15 protein-coding genes and 1 pseudogene are annotated in these 17,086 nt (G+C 50.3%); 10 read left to right on the top strand and 6 right to left on the bottom strand.

The window, feature by feature from the left end; all coding sequences use genetic code 11:
• Positions 1-11 precede the first annotated feature (11 nt).
• From ACNQ0T_RS00565 to ACNQ0T_RS00575, 3 genes are read left to right on the top strand one after another with little or no spacing between them, the layout of a single operon-like run.
• Positions 12-377: an NlpC/P60 family protein gene (locus tag ACNQ0T_RS00565; RefSeq protein WP_032677284.1), complete on the top strand. Its 366-nt coding sequence runs from the start codon at positions 12-14 to the stop codon at positions 375-377.
• Positions 364-2,841 carry a host specificity factor TipJ family phage tail protein gene (locus ACNQ0T_RS00570; RefSeq protein ID WP_417929379.1) on the top strand — a complete coding sequence of 826 codons (2,478 nt, stop codon included), beginning with the start codon at positions 364-366 and terminating at the stop codon, positions 2,839-2,841. Before ACNQ0T_RS00565 ends, ACNQ0T_RS00570 begins: the two co-directional genes overlap by 14 nt.
• Positions 2,842-2,898: 57 nt before the next feature.
• Positions 2,899-4,956: a hypothetical protein gene (locus tag ACNQ0T_RS00575; protein ID WP_417929380.1), complete on the top strand. Its 2,058-nt coding sequence runs from the start codon at positions 2,899-2,901 to the stop codon at positions 4,954-4,956.
• A 28-nt stretch (positions 4,957-4,984) separates the two neighbouring features.
• Here ACNQ0T_RS00575 and ACNQ0T_RS00580 read toward each other — a convergent pair whose 3' ends face one another.
• On the bottom strand, positions 4,985-6,190 hold the full coding sequence (locus tag ACNQ0T_RS00580; RefSeq protein ID WP_417929382.1) for a hypothetical protein: 1,206 nt from the start codon (positions 6,188-6,190) through the stop codon (positions 4,985-4,987).
• A gap of 942 nt (positions 6,191-7,132) precedes the next feature.
• On the opposite strand from ACNQ0T_RS00580, the gene ACNQ0T_RS00585 reads away from it, so the two are divergent.
• On the top strand, positions 7,133-8,134 hold the full coding sequence (locus tag ACNQ0T_RS00585; protein ID WP_275061903.1) for an acyltransferase family protein: 1,002 nt from the start codon (positions 7,133-7,135) through the stop codon (positions 8,132-8,134).
• Positions 8,135-8,214: 80 nt separating this feature from the next.
• On the opposite strand, the pseudogene ACNQ0T_RS00590 reads toward ACNQ0T_RS00585, so the two are convergent.
• Positions 8,215-8,351, bottom strand: a pseudogene (locus tag ACNQ0T_RS00590) (GtrA family protein); the annotation flags it as partial.
• Between the two features lie 112 nt (positions 8,352-8,463).
• Between ACNQ0T_RS00590 and ACNQ0T_RS00595 the strand changes: the two are divergent.
• From ACNQ0T_RS00595 to yedD, 3 genes are all read left to right on the top strand, one after another.
• Complete coding sequence (locus tag ACNQ0T_RS00595) at positions 8,464-8,703, top strand: hypothetical protein (protein WP_045357208.1); 240 nt, start codon at positions 8,464-8,466, stop codon at positions 8,701-8,703.
• Complete coding sequence (locus tag ACNQ0T_RS00600) at positions 8,703-9,026, top strand: hypothetical protein (protein WP_078310102.1); 324 nt, start codon at positions 8,703-8,705, stop codon at positions 9,024-9,026. Before ACNQ0T_RS00595 ends, ACNQ0T_RS00600 begins: the two co-directional genes overlap by 1 nt.
• A gap of 232 nt (positions 9,027-9,258) precedes the next feature.
• On the top strand, positions 9,259-9,672 hold the full coding sequence (gene yedD / locus ACNQ0T_RS00605) for a lipoprotein YedD (RefSeq protein WP_022648547.1): 414 nt from the start codon (positions 9,259-9,261) through the stop codon (positions 9,670-9,672).
• Positions 9,673-10,178: 506 nt separating this feature from the next.
• Here yedD and amyA read toward each other — a convergent pair.
• The 4 genes from amyA to fliD form a co-directional block, all read right to left on the bottom strand.
• Complete coding sequence (gene amyA / locus ACNQ0T_RS00610) at positions 10,179-11,666, bottom strand: alpha-amylase (RefSeq protein ID WP_417929383.1); 1,488 nt, start codon at positions 11,664-11,666, stop codon at positions 10,179-10,181.
• A 98-nt stretch (positions 11,667-11,764) separates the two neighbouring features.
• Positions 11,765-12,136: a flagella biosynthesis regulatory protein FliT gene (gene fliT / locus ACNQ0T_RS00615; RefSeq protein WP_006811148.1), complete on the bottom strand. Its 372-nt coding sequence runs from the start codon at positions 12,134-12,136 to the stop codon at positions 11,765-11,767.
• Positions 12,136-12,546, bottom strand: a complete 411-nt coding sequence (gene fliS / locus ACNQ0T_RS00620; RefSeq protein ID WP_003859616.1) for a flagellar export chaperone FliS — start codon at positions 12,544-12,546, stop codon at positions 12,136-12,138. Before fliS ends, fliT begins: the two co-directional genes overlap by 1 nt.
• 30 nt (positions 12,547-12,576) lie before the next feature.
• Positions 12,577-13,989 carry a flagellar filament capping protein FliD gene (gene fliD, locus ACNQ0T_RS00625; RefSeq protein WP_023300484.1) on the bottom strand — a complete coding sequence of 471 codons (1,413 nt, stop codon included), beginning with the start codon at positions 13,987-13,989 and terminating at the stop codon, positions 12,577-12,579.
• Between the two features lie 269 nt (positions 13,990-14,258).
• Here fliD and ACNQ0T_RS00630 point away from each other — a divergent pair, with 269 nt between their 5' ends.
• The 3 genes from ACNQ0T_RS00630 to fliZ all read left to right on the top strand — a co-directional run bounded on the left by ACNQ0T_RS00630 (position 14,259) and on the right by fliZ (position 17,049).
• Entirely contained in the window at positions 14,259-15,560 is a 1,302-nt protein-coding gene (locus tag ACNQ0T_RS00630) for a FliC/FljB family flagellin (RefSeq protein WP_417929384.1), read from the top strand.
• Positions 15,561-15,723: 163 nt separating this feature from the next.
• A complete protein-coding gene (locus ACNQ0T_RS00635) occupies positions 15,724-16,443 on the top strand; it encodes an RNA polymerase sigma factor FliA (protein ID WP_003859623.1) in 720 nt (239 codons plus the stop codon).
• A 54-nt stretch (positions 16,444-16,497) separates the two neighbouring features.
• Positions 16,498-17,049, top strand: a complete 552-nt coding sequence (fliZ, locus tag ACNQ0T_RS00640; protein WP_023300482.1) for a flagella biosynthesis regulatory protein FliZ — start codon at positions 16,498-16,500, stop codon at positions 17,047-17,049.
• The last annotated feature ends 37 nt before the right edge of the window (positions 17,050-17,086 follow it).

Consider the following 17,086-nt stretch of genomic DNA (forward strand, 5'->3'; position numbering starts at 1 on the left):
TTATCAGCAGGATGATCGGCGTGCCGTGGTCTAACCGCGCCTGCTCATTCGAAAAGACTGATTGCTGGGGGCTGGTTGTGTTGTATTACCGGCATGTGCTCGACATTGAACTGCACCAGACGCCGGGTTACGAAGCCGGGGAAGATTTCTTCACCTGCTATCAGGGAGACGTCGTTTTCTGGCGCAAGGTCGATAAACCGGTCGAGGGCGGGATATTCGTCGGGTACCGCGGCACGCAACCGGCACACGTTGGCCTGGTGCTTAACAGGCAGGCGCTGCATTCACGCGGCGAGAACGGAAGCGTACGCATGGACTCGTTGCTGGTCATTCAGCGGGCATTCACCAAAGTGGAGTTTTTCGAATATGGCGCTGGTTGAGATATCGAACTTTCCAGGAACGCCTAAGCTGCGTTGCAGGGTGCCAAACGGCACCCTTTTTTATGACTGGCTGGCGGCCAATGACGCTACCTTTCACCGCGATCTGCTTATCGTCCGCAACGGCGTAAAGCTGGGTGACGATGATGAGCTGGCGTTTGAACTGAGTGAGCTGGACCACATCCAGATATTCGACCAGCCAAAAGGCATTGTCGGCGACATCCTGAGCCCGATCTTTAAAGTAGTGGGCCAGGTGTTTTCGTTCCTGGCGCCGAAGCCCGCTATCGCGAACAACGGTGGTAATACCGTCGACTCACCTAACAATAGCCTGACCGGTCAGACAAACACCGCGCGCGTTTACAAGGCAAAACCGGACATTTACGGCCAGATTCGCTCTTTCCCGGATCTGATTCAGGAGTCGGTGTTCGAATACGTGCACCAGACTTCCACCGACGGGGGCCTGAAGTACGTTACAGAGTGGATGTGCATCGGAATCGGCAAATACGATTACGAGTCTGTTCGCTACTCAGAATCAAGCCTGGGCTCTCTTGCAGGCGCTGAATTTCAGTTCTTCCAGCCTGGCGAAGTAATCCCGCAGATCGTCGAAGGCTACGGGTTCGATGACGTTGACGGTCAGGAGGTTCCCGGGCAGAACGAAGCCAACGACTTCCCTATAGAAACAGCAACGGCAAACACGGTGGTCAGCGGAACGTATTCCGGCGGCCAGATAGCGATGAAAATCGTGAAACAAGCCGAGTTCGACTATTTCATGGGGCTGGTTCTGCCGCACGCTGTGACTTTCACCATCAACGTGACGTACAGCACGGCCTCAGGCAGCGTCACCACCGACGCGACATTCTCAGGCACGCTGATTTCAGCGGTTGAAACAAACGATGGCGCGGTGGTGAATCCGGTGCGCTGGTACACGTTTACGATGAACCAGCTCGAAGGCCCGCAGGACATCCCGGCGAATGCCACGATCAACACCACGAAGTTCATCCTCAACGATAACGAGGCGCTGGTGGTTGGCCCGTTCTTCTCGCCAGTCGAGTCAACTCAGCTGTGGCTGCATACCCAGTCCAGCCTCGGCGGGAAGAAGGAGACCAACTGGAAAGTTGTCATCTGGAAAATCGACGACGACTACAACCAGGTCCCGGGTACGCAGCAGACGTTTACGTACCGGCAGACGACGCCGCACCAGTCGACCAGCGAAGTCTTCTACCGAACCGACAAAATCACTCCGACCGGCGGATTTGGAAAGTACGCGGTCAGTTTTCAGCGCACGGATAACTCCGGTGACGCGTCACTGCTCAAGGTTGAAGAGATCCACAGCATCAACATCAGGACAAACGTCGTTCACCCGACCGACACGCTGGTACGAGTGAAGGTGAGGGCTACCGAGAACGCGCTGGGGAGCCGCGAGCGCAAATATAACGCCCTGGTGACGCGACATACCATCACATACGACCTGGACACGCAGACGGTGGATTACACCCTGCGTCCGTCTCGCTCGTTCGCTGATGCAGTGGCTCATACCTGGCTGATTATGGGTGAGCAACCCGTAAGCAGCATCGACCTGTACGGTCTGTACTCTATTGCTGAAAGCTTGCCTGACGAGCGCCTGGGCTACTTCGACTATACGTTTGACGACGAGAACGACTCACTGGGAGACCGCGTGCAGGCGATCTGCAATGCGGCGTCGGTGGTGGCGTACTGGGATGACGGCGTGCTGACGTTTACTCGAGACCAGAAAGTTGACTACCCGGCGGCCGTATTCAACCGGGCCAACATGAAGACGGACGAGTACAAAATGACGTACGAGGCCACGCTTCCTGGTGGCTACGACGGCGTGCAGGTGTCCTACGTTCATCCAACCACTAACAACAAGACGTACATTAACTACCGCGTGCTGAACGGCGTCATCGTCGAACAGGAAGCGGAAAACCCGAACAAGCTGGAGATCGTCGGCTTCCGTAATGAGTATCAGGCCCGGGAGCGCGCATTACGCGAAACCAAGCGCCTGATCTACTCGCGCGTGAAGATGAACGCCAAGGTGTTCGAAGACGGCATTATCCAGGTTGGCAGTGTCATTCAGATGCCTGATATCTACGACAGCAACCAGCAGCAGGGTTACATCACCGGCCGCGCCGGGAATAACTTCGATACCAGTGAGCCGATCACCTTCACTGGTTCGATGTATGTCCTTGTCACCGACAGCTTGGGTAACCCGACGCTGCGCTATCCGGCCACTGCCCGTAGCGACACGAAGTACGGCTTCACCGCCGCAATACCCGACATTCAGCTCAACATATGGAACGGAGACACTGTGCAGCTCCCGTCGCGCTATCTCATTGCGACAGTGGAGGAACTGGACAGTCAGCTATGGACGGTCAACAGCATTAAACCGAACACAGATAACACGGTATCTCTGACCGTCGCGGAATACAGCGACGCCATCTTCCAATAAGAACCGTCCCCGACCAACCAGACCCGGCCACCGTGCCGGGTTTTTTATGGAATAAATATGGCTACTACACCTACTCAGAATCCGGTTTCTAGCGAATCACCAATCGACCTGAAGTTTAATGCCGGAAAAATAGATGAGTTCGTTACTTTGATGGGATGGACTTACACTGACCGTTTCGGCAATAAGCATTATACGATCGAGGGCCTGCGCTGGCTGGCACAGCAGGCCATCTCCCAGTTCGGGTATATCACCTTGGACAGCTTTGAAGACGGAAATACGCTTACGCTGCCAAACCAGGTTCTGCGGCTTGAAGCGACCGGCGAATATTATCGCTGGGACGGTACTTTCCCGAAGGTGGTATCTCCTGACTCCACTCCAGAATCTACAGGCGGAATAGGTCCAGGAGCATGGTTAAGTGTTGGTGATGCATCTCTTAGAACACAATTAGGGAATACTGATGGGTTCAGATTGCTTGGTGAGTGTCCAGATGTAGCCACCCTCCGTGAAACTGAACCAAAGAGCATTGGCCAGTTAATCCGGGTACAAAATTATTACTCAGACAAATTTGGTGGTGGGGGCTTCTTCCGCAGTGTTAACCCTGGATCGCTGGTAGACGATGGCGGACTTTATATCAAAACGTCCGGCGGAGCTGTGTGGCGGCGGTGCGTCAAAAATAAACAGGTCAGCACAGAAGAATATGGATGCTGGGATGGGAATACAGGATTTGACAACTCTGGACGCCTGTTGAAAGCATGCGCCTCTGGTCTTGACGTGAAAATGATGGGGGAGAATTATAATGTCGTTAGCATCCCTTCAAGTCGATTCAGCCTGACTGGGAGAATGAAAGCCTCTACTGCTGATTTTTCCATGGCATACGGTCGTACGCTCCTGACATTGACTGGATCGAATGTAACTTATGACATCGATATCGACATGCAGAATTTCGGCGCTGGTGGTTTTATCAATCAGGGTACAGACACTGTTGGTCGCATTAAGGTTTCGAATATCTATGGTGCTAACAGAACTACTTATGGCCTCCAGAACGCAGTAACGGATGAAGGAACAAGAAACACCATTTCTGCCATTATTCGTAATATTCAGAAGGGTGATACTGGTGTTGATCCGCAGCCTGCTGCATTCACCGTAGGTGCTACAGCTCAGCGAGGAAACTACCCAGATGTTAACATCTATGACAGTCAAGGTGGGGTAATCGTCGCAGCCACCACTGAAACAGTATTCGGTGTTATCACTGCCAGGTTGATCCACGATAATGGAATTTACTGCCTTGATGGTAGTCGCGTTTCGATCTCTGAAATGGTTGTTGATAACGGATTAGGCGAGCCCGTTGTAAATGCTGGCGGGATAGTAAACATAGGGGTTCTGCGTATCAGAGAGTGCTCTGGATATGGCATTACATACTCGTACAGTGGAACAATGCGCATCGATGCCCTGTATATCGACAACACCCTAAGTTCATCTATTATGCCAATTCTGCGTAGCCGACCTGATAACGTGAGCAGCACAATCAGGATAGGCCGCATTGAAGGGGCATGTGTACTTGCTGGAGTTACTGCGAGCATTCTTCACTCTATGTTCTCCATTACGCAAGGTGTGACTGATCTGTATATTGGCGATGTAAATCTACGGGTAAATTACGTAACCGGCTCATATCTTGGCATGGCGGATTTTGCAGGGTGCTCAAGGATCCAGTTGGGTAACTGGACGATAGATTTCAATGACACCACAGGGACACTCACATCAGCAAGCATTGCTTACTTCACTCTACCTTCGACAGCTCAGCTCGCCGGTTCTCAGATTGGGTACCAGAACTACAGGTCAACCACAGCCACAGTGCGAATGACTAATGTCGGCAACGACACAATAGATTTTGCAGTTGGTCAGGCACTACAGGTTAATGCAGGCCCCTACATCAGTAGTGCTGTTACAGCCAACTGCCGCATATTTCATGGCGCGGCAGTACCAACAGCGGGCAAGTGGTATAGTGGAGATAAGATATTTATCATCACTCCGGGTACAGCAGTGAAACTTGGCTGGGTATGTACGCAAACTGGAGATTTCTCAGGAACAGCACCAACATTCCAGCTAATGGTGTAAAAGTAAAGGCGGCCTGTGCCGCCTTCTTTTATTTATGAGACATCATTTTTTGATAAATGGCATACAGACACAATGCAGCAGGGATCGCTGCCGTTCCCGAGTAAACCACGTGACCAGAGAAGAATGACACGAAGAATATCATGGTAAAGAAGCAAAGCGATATGAGTCTGGACATTCTAGTCTCATGACAACCATATTTTACTTTAGACCACACAAACTTCATGTAGTAGAAGAAGAACACCACGCCGGCCACACCAAACCACAGATACATATCAATCAGATCTATCTCTACTGATGATTTGATTCTCTGAAACTCAAGGTATTCCTTGGTAAATCCGAAGAAATATTCTCCCGTGATAAACGCGTCGTTACCCTGCATCATTCGCCATGCAGCATCCACAAACTCATCCCTACCTGAGAATATTAATCTAGTGATTCCGCCATTTTCATAAATGTAAACAAATTGAGTCCACTTTGCTCCACTCAGATTTATATCTGGATTGATTATGAAAATCAGAGCGAATATGGCGACAATAGCAGCGGGTATAAGGTACTTAACCGACAAAGAACGGTACCGAACAAAGAACCACACGGCCACCATAGCTAGAGAGGCGATCATGGCTGTTTTTGTAGACAGAAGGACGCTGCATCCAAGTAGTGCAACCAACAGGAAGAATGTCCAAAAATATCTATAGAAATAAAGCGAAACAAAAGCAGCAAGGAACATGAGAAGAATGCTTACCTCATTTCCTGCAAAGAAGAACCCTTTTGCTCCTACAGAATACTCGGCGTAAGCATCATTCAGCGCAGCATCACCATACGCTGAATAACCGTAACCCAACTGGGCCAGCAGGAAGTTTAGAAGCGTAAAACTAAGAGCTGAGACTGCACCGAACGCCGCCATCCTGTGAGAAACTTTCATTGCAGCGAGAGTATCATAAACGACAAACATCAGCAGACACCTGATTGCTATTTGTACGGTCTCTACAGGAAATTCATCAAGGGAAAAGGTCGTATATCCCAGCACTGGTCCTAGGCAAAGGAAGAATATGAAAAAGGCGTAGACCAGGAACCTTTTTAATTTGAGCACAGCTAGCAAGAAGAGGCACAAACCCAACACAGCAGCCTTGTAGAGAGGGGAAACTAACCCTATGTCTCGTTCATAAGATAGCCACCCGTTAACCATGTCTACCGGTACAGAAAGGCAAAGAATTAGTATAATAATTAATCGCATTTTTTATTCTTAAGATAGATTTCTAATGTTAGCCAGGCAGCTATAAGCATCAGGAAGATTGCCACAACCCACTTGTTATCTACAGATCCGGTGACAAGCAGGCAGACCATTGAGACACCCAACACTCTGGGTAGGTTTATCCCGCTCTTCATATATCAGTACCGGGCAACGCAAAGACGAACAGCACAACAGCCATGATGAGTAGCCACTCCATCTTTTTCTCCTTTAAAAAAATCAGTTTACCACATGGTTGAGAATGATCACTTGATCAGTTTAATCGATTGATAACGCTGTATGCATATGCAGTGGTTATCGGAGGTGAGTTATGGGATCCCCGAGTTCGGGCGCTGATTACGTTGAGAACCGGCTGTCGCTTGATGAGCGCTTCATCCATAAACCATCAGCTACTTACTACATGAAAGCTTCAGAGACTATCAACCGCTGTGGCATTATGAAGGATGCACTGCTTGTCATCGACTCGTCCCTTAACCCATGCGATTGCTCCCTGCTGATCTGTGAGATAGGAGGTGAGTTCAAGGTGAAGATACACCGGACATACCCTCAACCTTATCTTAAGAACGCGCTGAACCCATGAAAGGAAAAGTTACCTGGTCACTTCGAAGGGATAGAGAATCCTGTGTTTGAAGTGATCACGTATATCATCAACGATATGCGGACAGGTGAGTTTGATGATTGCCCAGTGATATGATGGGTATGGGTGGGGCAAAGAACAGCACTCGATCGAAGGTGATCTTAAGTGACTGATGTAGTCGAAGGCTGCGACCATCTGTTATTTAGTGCGCTTTTGGGCGATCCGTGTCGATTATGAAAATTCATGCTCACCTCATTGATTACTCTAACTGCAAATTAAATTCTGATATAGTAAAGCCTTTTTCACTGGCACTTGGTTAAATGTTGCACAGAATGAGCGTGAGGATTAAATTGAAAAATAAAGATAGGGTGATGTGGCTTGATGGTGTTCGTGCATTTGCATGCATCATGGTTATAGTATTGCATGTTTCTGCTCAAATGGTTGTTAAGTACAAAACAATGGAGCCAATAAATTGGCATATTGTTAATATACTTGACTCTCTTGTGCGTTCGTGCGTGCCTTTATTTTTTATGGTTTCAGGATTTATATTTTTAAGCAATAAAGAAATTAAAATAAAAAACATACTGAGAATAATATATTGCCTTGTTTTTTACAGTTTACTGGCTGTTGTTTATATGCTGGCAATAAATAAGTATAACCCCATAGATAGATTGATGGATATTTTTGAAACGCCAGTGTTCTATCACTTGTGGTTTTTTTATAGCATGCTAGGCTGTTATGTATTATTTAGTTTCGTAAAATGCAGAGTTTCTAATAACTATGTTGCTTTGTTTTTTTTGCTTGCTGTGTTTTTGATAGTTAATCCGGTTACATATCAAGCGATAGGTTTGATGGGTGTGCATGTAAAAAGTAAGTTTTTCATTGATGGTTCATTTATATATTTATTTTTATATGCAATAGCGGGATGTTTGATTGGCAATGCCAATACAAGAAATCTTGGTGTTGTAGTTCCGCTTGGTGTATTCTTAGTATCATCAATAATTACAGCGTTTCTTGTTTATTATACAACAAGCGAGGCCGGGAGGTTCAATAGCGCATTCTATAACAATAACTCTCCATTTGTTTTTATGGCAGCCGTGTCGATGTATGTTTTAATTAAGAATTATTATGCCGAGAAAGAAGTTGGTAATATAGTTATATTCATCGCCTCACTCTCATTACCAATATATGGTGTACATGCATTAATATTAGATGTATTGATATCCATGGGTCTCATAAATGAAACACGGCCTGTAATCACAACAGTGAGCGTTGCTTTTATCGTTCTACTGGCGTCAGCATTTGTAGCATACTTTATTAAAAAATATGATAAAAAAGGGTTGGTTAGCTGATGGGTTAAAAACAATCCCTGATGCGTCTGGTTGGCGATTGCTCGATAGCATGAATGCAGAATAGTTGCCAACTGCCACTACACTGCCACGACGAACCCGGCGAAGTTGCCAAGTGCCTGACCTGTGTAAAATGCATATATGCAAATAGCGAACACAACCCAGTGAATGAGCGTGTTATGACGCCGATTGGTGTGTACTTAGCAAAGAGCTTTAACATTATATAAATCAGTCAATTCGGAAAGGTCTGAAGTTTAGCACCACTGTGAAACTTGATCGACCCTCATATTTGACGATACTGTATATACATACAGTTATTTTGTGAGGTGATTATGCCACGCACAGCAGACATTCATGCCGCGTTTGTTGCGGCCATAGAGTTAAACCCCAAGGGGTATCGTTACCTGAGCACAGACGCATTCATAGAGAAATTGCGGGAGTTCAACTGGCACTACACGCGAGAAGAAGCGAATGCCTGGATAGAGCGATACCAAAAAGACTTTGCTGACAAGACGACCGACGGCAGCGATAACCGGTACTGGATCTTACGCAACATGGGGAGGGTGCAATAATGGGATTTGCGTCACCAGCGAACGATTATGTCGAGCGCCAGCTCTCGCCTGAAGTGATTTGCAACATAGGGGCTGAGAGCAGGGTGCTTGAAACTGATGTTGGCTTTGCCATCATTGAACCTGCGGCCAAAAGCGCGCCCGGCGATGTGCTTTTAATTTTATGTGAAGGCAGGACTCAGTTCGCCAAGCTCATGGGTCAAGCTCTCATCACGGACGACGGTGAAGCGATAGAAGGGGTAGCGCTGGAAGAGGTTGAGGTGCTGGGCCGGGTATCGTTCTTCATCAATCGTGCTTTTAATGATGACGGTTGCCCGGTGATGTGATGGGGCATATGTGGGGCAAGAAACAGCACTCGTTCTAAGGTGAACTTAGACGACTGATGTTTTCGACGACTGCAACCATCTGTTATTTAGTGCGCTCTTGGACGATCTTTGTCGTTTATGAAAATTACATGGTCATATGATGTCGATGCAGGTGTGAAACCTTCCAATCTTACGCTGGCAGCCTGATGGCTTTAATGCCACAATATTTTTTTCTTCGCATGCAGGAAAGATGATGAAAAAAGTAGCAATTGTGGCTGCAATGCTGACGTTAGCGGGATGCGTTCAGGTCGAAAACTATCAGGAAGTGGTTAAGCATCCGGCACCTTCGCATCTGGCAGGTTACTGGCAGTCGAAAGGGCCGCAGAGCGCGATGGTGAGCCCGGAGGCGATTGCCACGCTGGTGGTGACGCCAGAGGGTGATACCCTGGACTGCCGTCAGTGGCAGCGCGTTATCGCGGTGCCGGGTAAGATCATGCTGCGTTCAGATGATTATTATAACGTGACCGAAAAACGAGACGTCTATCCGCTCGATCGTGATGGGGCGGCGCTGGAGTATGACGGCATGGAACTGTACAAGGTTGACCGCCCAACGGTGGAATGCGCAGATTACCTGAGCAAGAATCCGCTGGAGAGTAAGCTTCCGTAACCGTTTTGGAGTTTGCGCCCTCTACCCGTGGTCTGAGGGATCTCCACAAAATAATGCCTTCACCGTCGGCCCCCTCTCCCTGGAGGGAGAGGGCTGGGGTGAGGGGGAACATACGGCTCTGGTGGTCATTCCGTTCACTTTATGTTCCTTGCTACTCTGTAGCGACATGAGCGGTGAACGTGCCAGGGTGGCTCAGTCGCCACCACCCTGGCGACCCGGGCTCCCGGCGGAAAATCGCCGCTTCGCGGTACCCTCAGCTTTTTCCTTCAGGCTATCGGGTCGGGCATGAGCCTGCATCCATGCAGGCCACGCCCTCTCGGCGCTTCCCTGCGCCACGCCCCGGCCTTACGGAAACGCTTCAGCGATTTACAGCCGGACCAGGGCATCGCTGAAAGTCCTCAGTTATTATGAAGGCAACGTTATTGCTTCTGCTTTCAAATTACTGGAGATATCTCTCACTGTGGGAAAGGGTCGGGGTGAGGGCATCAGGCCGCACCTTTCCCGTACTACAGCGCGTCTTCAATCACCCAGACGCTGACGCTTCCCCCGTTACAGAAGAACGTCCCTTCGCCATCCGCCGCCGTGGTCACGGTTTCCTCGCGGTTGCCTAAAAAATCCCGCCAGGTCTTATTGCCGTAATTCTCGCCGAGGCAGATCGTCTTCTCACCGTCATCACCATTCGACAGCACCACCACACAGCCCGGGTTCTCCTCTGTCCCGCTGCGGCTAAACGCAATGCAGTTTGGATGATCGAAAAAAAGGGTTTGCACGCCGTGGGCAAAACGCTGCCGGGCGAGGATCAGTTCGTGGAGCTGTTCAATCACCGGCATATCAATGTGATACGTCTCACCATCCCCGCCAGTGTCGTCATAGCTGGCGCCAAAAAGATCCGGGTAGAACACGCTCGGCACGCCGTTTTCACGCAGCAGGATGAGCGCGTAGGCCAGCGGTTTGAACCAGGCTTCAACCGGGGCTTCCAGCGCCTGCAAGGGCTGGGTGTCATGGTTGGCCACCAGCGTTACGGCATGGAACGGATCGGCTTCCACCAGCGTACCGGTGAAAATCTGGCTCATATCGTAGTCGCGTCCCTGGCGTGACGCTTCGTGAAATTTCATTTGCAGCGGCGCGTCAAACAACATGGTTTTGCCGTCCACCTGATTGATGTATTGCTGCAATTTATCCACTTCGTGAGACCAGTATTCCGCCACAATAAATAGCGGCTGCGGGGCCACCTCCTGGACATGTTCAATCCACTCTTTATAGAACCAGGCTGGAATGTGTTTTACCGCGTCCAGGCGGAAGCCGTCGCAGTGGGTTTGCTCCATCACCCAGCGCGCCCAGTATTTGATCTCCTCCGTCACCGCGTGGTTGCGAAAATCAATATTTTCACCCATCAGGTAATCGAAATTGCCCATCTCGTCGTCGACCTGATCGTTCCAGCCTTCGCAGGTGTAGTCGTTAACGATTTTGAAGATACCGTCCTCACTGGGATTTTCAATGTGGTCGATACCGCTAAAGCATTTGTAATCCCAGATGAACTGCGAATACTGGCCGGCCCGAACGGGAAAGGTGTAGCGCGTCCAGGCTTCACATTCGATGATCTCATCGCTGATTTGGGTGCGATCCTGAGCATCCACGCGCTGCACGCGGACGGGTTCCTTTTCATCGGCCCCCATTTTATGGTTGACCACCACGTCCAGAAGCACCGCAATCTGGTTGCTTTTTAAGGCGTTGATGGCCTCCAGCAGCTGGGCTTTATCGCCGTATTTGGTGGCGACGCTGCCTTTCTGGTCAAACTCACCGAGGTCGAAAAGGTCATAAGAGTCATACCCGACGGAATAGCCGCCGGATGCGCCTTTGTAGGCCGGGGGTAACCAGACCATATTGATGCCGATTTCGTTCAGGTTGGGGGCTAATGCCGTGACTTCTCGCCACAATTCACCGCCGGTGGGGTAGTACCAGTGAAAACATTGTAAAAGTGTTGGGTTGCGCATGCACCATCTCCATGAGGTCGCGAAACTCAAGTATGGAGCAGGTTTGGCAGAAATGCCTGGCGAACGAAACGGTTAACGCTTGCCCGCCAGTTAAATGGCTAATTAATATCGCTATTACTTTGCGGAACAAGGACATGACCGCCCTGGTTACCGTAGGTGGAGAGAACGGTTTTCTGGATGGAGGATTGCCCAACCAGCTTCGCCAGCTCATCCATTCTGGCTTGCAGCAATGTTTTTACCTGGCCTTCGTTGTCCAGGATCACCCGCAGCGTCGGGCGAAGCTGCTCCTGAATCTGCATCGAAGGTTCACTTTCCTGAGTGAGACGAGCCAGTGAGTGCACCGCATTAACATAGTCGGTTTCACAGATGATGAGATCATCCCATAGTCCCTGCCGCGCCAGTCGCAACATCAACTGGCTCTGCTCAAGGAGTTGCTGATAAAGGGCATAAAGTTGCGGTGCGTTACTCATTAGACGGCGTCCTGCATCAGTTGTGGCGTACCGGCAACCTCCTTCCACCCGTCAGCGATATTGCGCAGCAGGTTTTCCACCTCTTCGATGGCGCTGGCGTCGTTATTCACGTTGGCGTGCAGGAGGCGACGTACCATATAGGCATAAAGGGCAATCAGGTTTTGCGTAAGCTCATCACCGTTATTTTCCACCAGGCCAACCTTCAGCCCGTTTTCGATAATGTTGATGGCTTTTGAGAGCGCCAGCCCTTTAGCAGGAATATTACCGTCTGCCAGGAACAGACGCGCGCGTACCAGCGCGCTGAGGGCTCCATCAAATAGCATGATTACCAGCTGCTGCTGGCTGGCGCTCATCACCGCGCTTTCAACTTCTATCTTTGCGTAGGCCTGCGTGCCTTTTGCGCCGTACATGTTATCCCCCTCGGGTCTGATTAGCATTTACTACTTGTTGCTGGACGTATTTTCGAACTGCTGCGTCAGGTAGCTGCTGGTGTTGTTCAGCGAGGTCATCAGTACGTCCAGCTGGGTAAACTGGGCTTTGTACTGCGCCACTCTTGCATCAATACGTTCGCTCACGGCGTTATATTGATCCGTTAACTTGTTCAGCGTTTTGCTGACGCCATCTTTGGCCGCCTGGATAATGCCTTTACTGGAAAGCCAGTCAGTCAGATGGGTGGCCATGGTGGTGGTGATCCCGGTGGTTTTTCCGTCACCTACAACCAGATCTTTCACCGCAGACGGGTTATCCGTCAGCGCTTTTTTCAGCTTTTCGCTGCTCAGCTCCAGCTTGCCCGTGCTTGGATCTGAGGTAATGCCAACCTGAGACAGCGTTTTATAGGCGGTTCCGCCGACGGTGTTGCTCAGCATGGTTTTCAGCTGCGTCTGGATAGTACGCAGCGTAGTGTCTCCGAGCAGGGCGCCGTTGCTGGAATCCTGCGCATCTGTGCCAGCATCAACCGCCGTATATTTGGTTAACGATGCAAAGCTGTCCTGAAGGGTGTTGTAGGCATCCACCCAGGCTTTCATCGCCGTTTCCGCTTTAGACGTATCTTTAGTAATCGTCAGCGTCTGGTTACCGGTGGTGACGTCGTTCAGGTTCAGGGTGATATCTTCCAGCGCATCGCTAATGGTGTTGCTGCTGTTTTCGATATCTACGTTATTCACCTTCAGCTTCGCGTTTTGCGCGGTAACGCTTTCCATCATACCGTTGCTGGCATCGGTGCTGGTGCCGTTGTAACCCATAAAGGATTGCAGGGCGCTATCGCCGCTTACGCTGATGCTGACCGCGTTGTCCGCTCCGGTTTCGGTGGAGGTGATGGACAGACGATATTGACCATTACCGACGTTAATAATACTGGCGGTCACGCCGGCGTCAGCTTTGTTAATCGCATCGCGAATGCCGGTCAGCGAGGAATTTGCCGCGCTGATATCGATGGTCACCGGATCTTTACCGTTTCCGGCGGTAAAGGTGATCTTGCTGTCAGCCGTGGCAATGGCCGTTTTGGTATCCGGCTGTGCGTTTTTGGTCGTCAGGGTTTGCGCCTGCGCCAGCTGCGACACGCTGATGGTGTATTTACCGGCAATCGCGCTGCCGGTAGTGGTGGCGCTGAATGCCGTGGAGCTACTCGACGTGCTGGTCGCCGTAAACAGGTCGGCTTTATTCAGCGCGGTGTTTGCAGTCTGAAACGCTTCCAGCGAACTCTTCAACGTGCCGTAAGCGCTAAGCTTGGCGGTATAAGATGACTGTTGTTTGGTTATCGGCGTCAACTGTGCTTTTTCGGCCGTGGTCAGACTATCCAGAATGTCTGCTAACTTAAGACCCGAACCGATCCCCAATGATGAAATACTTGCCATATTTATTCCTTAATCTATCGACACGTAGAACGAATAGTGGGGTTATCGGCTTTTATGGGGGAAAGTTTACGGTTAATTTCTTTTTTTTAATGGCGGGAATAACGGTAATAGAGAAGAGCTTTTCCGTGGCTAAAAAAATTAACGCGATCCTGAAAAAAAATCTAAAGGTTGGTTTGGACCAGACGATAACACCTTTGACGGCGATGAAGCCGAAGGGTGGAAACCCAAATCTAACCAAACAGATTTGATGAACAACAGGAATCGAAATCATGGCACAAGTCATTAATACCAACAGCCTCTCGCTGATCACTCAGAACAACATCAACAAGAACCAGTCCGCTCTGTCTTCTTCTATCGAGCGTCTGTCTTCTGGTCTGCGTATCAACAGCGCGAAAGATGACGCTGCGGGCCAGGCTATCGCTAACCGCTTCACCTCTAACATCAAAGGTCTGACTCAGGCTGCACGTAACGCTAACGACGGTATCTCTCTGGCACAGACCACTGAAGGCGCGCTGTCTGAAATCAACAACAACCTGCAGCGTGTTCGTGAACTGACCGTTCAGGCAACGACCGGTACTAACTCTGATTCTGACCTGTCTTCAATCCAGGACGAAATCAAATCCCGCCTGTCTGAAATCGACCGCGTATCCGGTCAGACTCAGTTCAACGGCGTGAACGTGCTGGCTAAAGACGGCTCCATGAAGATTCAGGTTGGTGCAAACGACGGCCAGACCATCTCCATCGACCTGCAACAGATCGACTCTTCAACGCTGGGTCTGAACGGCTTCTCCGTTTCTAAAGGTGCACTGAATGTAGGTTCAGCTGTAACTCAGATCACTGAAACCGCTTCAAACACTCCTAAAGATATCGACCTGAAAGGTGTTGCAACTGCTCTGGGTGTGGACGCGAGTACTCTGACTCTGCACAACGTAACTGGAACAAGTCAGTATGTTGTCCAGTCTGGCAGTGATTCTTACTCTGTATCTGTTGGTGACACTGGGGCTGATGCAGGTAAAGTGTCCCTGAACACTACTACTATCACTTATGGTGACGCGGTCAACGGTATTGCTGCTGACGGCGCATCCATGGCTGCTCAGCCAATTAAAGTTGGTACTGCTGCTGATGGTACTGTTACTGGTTTCGTTACTGTCCAAGGTAAAAACTATGGTGTAGCAGCCACCGCGCTGGTTAACACCAAAGATTCTACTGCACCAACTACTTCTACTACTGCTGGCGTTGAGTTGAGCACTGGTAGTGGTCGTACAGCAACTGCCGAATTCGAGGGCGCATCTACTGCGGACCCACTGGCTCTGCTGGACAAAGCTATCGCGTCCGTAGACAAATTCCGTTCTTCACTGGGTGCGGTTCAGAACCGTCTGAGCTCTGCGGTAACCAACCTGAACAACACCACCACCAACCTGTCTGAAGCGCAGTCCCGTATTCAGGACGCCGACTATGCGACCGAAGTGTCAAATATGTCTAAAGCGCAGATCGTTCAGCAGGCTGGTAACTCCGTGCTGTCCAAAGCTAACCAGGTTCCTCAGCAGGTTCTGTCTCTGCTGCAAGGCTAATCGCCTGATTACGCTTAAACCCCGCTTCGGCGGGGTTTTTTCTATCCACGCACAAGCGTAACCCCCCAAATAACCCCTCATTTCACCCACTATTCACCCGATTAAAACCCCTCCAGAATCGGATAATCATGCCGATAACTCAACTAACGCAGGGCTGTTTATCGTGAATTCACTCTATACCGCTGAAGGTGTAATGGATAAACACTCGCTGTGGCAGCGTTATGTTCCGCTGGTGCGTCACGAAGCATTGCGCCTCCAGGTGCGTTTGCCGGCGAGCGTGGAACTGGACGATCTGCTACAGGCGGGCGGTATCGGGTTATTGAATGCAGTTGACCGGTACGACGCTCTGCAAGGAACGGCATTTACGACTTACGCAGTGCAGCGTATTCGTGGTGCGATGCTGGACGAGCTGCGCAGCCGCGACTGGGTGCCGCGCAGCGTTCGCCGCAACGCGCGCGAAGTGGCGCATGCGATGGGGCAGCTGGAACAGGAACTGGGGCGCAACGCGACGGAAACCGAAGTGGCGGAGCGCCTGGGCATTCCTGTTGAAGAGTATCGCCAGATGTTGCTCGATACCAATAACAGCCAACTCTTCTCTTATGATGAGTGGCGCGAAGAGCATGGCGATAGCATCGAGCTGGTGACGGATGAGCATCAGCAAGAAAACCCGTTACACCACTTACTGGAAGGGAATTTACGCCAGCGCGTGATGGAAGCGATTGAAGCTTTACCTGAACGTGAGCAACTGGTGTTAACCCTCTATTACCAGGAAGAGCTCAATCTCAAAGAGATTGGCGCCGTGCTGGAGGTGGGCGAGTCACGGGTGAGCCAGCTGCACAGCCAGGCCATTAAACGCCTGCGCACAAAACTGGGTAAGTTATAGGTGAGTCATTCGCCTTGGAAATGCCGCACAACGTATTGACAACCAGGAGTTATCATGACGGTGCAGCAATCTAAAAGACGGCCTTTAAGCCGCTACCTGAAAGACTTTAAACACAGCCAGACGCATTGCGCCCACTGTAAAAAATTACTCGACCGCATCACGCTGGTTCGTCGCGGTGAAATCGTGAATAAGATTGCGATTTCCCGCCTCGACACGCTGATGGATGAAGCCGCCTGGCTTGAAGAGCAAAAAGAGTGGGTAGCGCTTTGCCGTTTCTGTGGCGATCTCCACTGCAAAGAGCAAAGCGACTTCTTCGATATTATCGGCTTCAAGCAGTTCCTGTTTGAACAAACGGAGATGAGTCACGGCACCGTGCGTGAATACGTGGTTCGCCTGCGCCGCCTGGGTCAGCATTTGACCATGCAAAATATCTCCCGCGATCTGCTGACGACCGGATACCTGGATGAAAATCTGGAGCCCTGGCTGCCCGCCACCAGTACCAACAATTACCGCATCGCGCTGCGAAAGTACGCGCAATATAAAGTCCAGATGCCGGGCGTCATAAAGCAGAAAGTCCACGCCGGAACAACTTCTGATATATATTAAAAAAGAATAAGATGTAGCGCAGCCGCCTTTGACGTTG

It is taken from the genome of Enterobacter cloacae complex sp.6700776 (assembly GCF_048284255.1).
Lineage (GTDB): Bacteria > Pseudomonadota > Gammaproteobacteria > Enterobacterales > Enterobacteriaceae > Enterobacter > Enterobacter intestinihominis.